Source organism: Vibrio sp. 1457, assembly GCF_033340195.1.
GTDB lineage: Bacteria > Pseudomonadota > Gammaproteobacteria > Enterobacterales > Vibrionaceae > Vibrio > Vibrio alginolyticus.
In genome coordinates, this window is sequence record NZ_JAWOWA010000102.1 from 1 (window position 1) to 1,189 (window position 1,189).

Annotated in this window: 1 protein-coding gene; it reads left to right on the top strand. The window is 54.3% G+C overall.

What is annotated here, in order from left to right; genetic code table 11:
- Positions 1-1,186 (top strand): colanic acid biosynthesis glycosyltransferase WcaL (gene wcaL / locus R7Z41_RS24040; RefSeq protein ID WP_318141642.1); only part of this gene is annotated, 1,186 nt, incomplete at its 5' end.
- Positions 1,187-1,189: the final 3 nt, after the last annotated feature.

Genomic DNA, 1,189 nt, shown 5'->3' on the forward strand with positions numbered 1-1,189 from the left:
GTCGTCGGAAACCTTTGTTCTTAACCAAATCACTGCGTTTATTGATATGGGCTTTGAGGTGGAGATTGTCGCGCTGCAAAAAGGCGACACCCAGAACACCCACGCGGCATGGACGAAATACAACCTTGCCGCCAGAACCCGCTGGTTACAGGACGAACCTACGGGCAAAGTGGCGAAACTGCGCCACCGAGCCAGTCAGACCTTACGCGGCATTCATCGTAAAAATACCTGGCAGGCGCTCAACCTCAAACGCTATGGTGCTGAGTCGCGAAACCTAATTTTGTCTGCCATTTGCGGCCAGGTCGCAACACCGTTTCATGCCGATGTCTTTATCGCTCATTTTGGCCCTGCGGGGGTAACCGCAGCAAAACTACGCGAACTGGGTGTCATTCGCGGCAAAATTGCCACTATTTTCCACGGCATTGATATTTCCAGTCGGGAAGTGCTCAACCATTACACTCCCGAATATCAACAACTGTTTCGACGTGGCGACCTGATGTTACCAATAAGCAATCTGTGGGCCGGAAGGCTGCAAAAAATGGGCTGCCCGAGGGAAAAAATCGCCGTATCGCGCATGGGCGTAGATATGACGCGCTTTAGCCCGCGTCCCGTGAAAGCGCCCGCAACGCCGCTGGAGATTATTTCCGTCGCACGCTTAACCGAGAAAAAAGGCCTGCATGTGGCGATTGAAGCCTGCCGTCAGTTGAAAGAGCAGGGCGTGGCATTTCGCTATCGCATCCTCGGCATTGGCCCGTGGGAACGACGCCTGCGCACCCTCATCGAACAATATCAACTGGAAGATGTGGTAGAGATGCCTGGCTTTAAACCGAGCCATGAAGTGAAAGCGATGCTCGACGACGCGGATGTCTTCCTGTTGCCATCGGTAACGGGCGCGGATGGCGATATGGAAGGCATTCCGGTGGCGCTGATGGAAGCGATGGCGGTCGGTATTCCGGTGGTTTCTACTCTGCATAGCGGAATACCGGAACTGGTGGAGGCCGATAAATCCGGCTGGCTGGTGCCTGAGAACGATGCTCGCGCACTGGCACAACGTCTGGCGGCGTTTAGCCAACTGGACACCGACGAATTAGCTCCGGTCGTCAAATGCGCGCGCGAAAAAGTTGAACACGATTTTAACCAGCAGGTGATTAATCGAGAACTCGCCAGCTTGCTGCAGGCTTTATAGAGG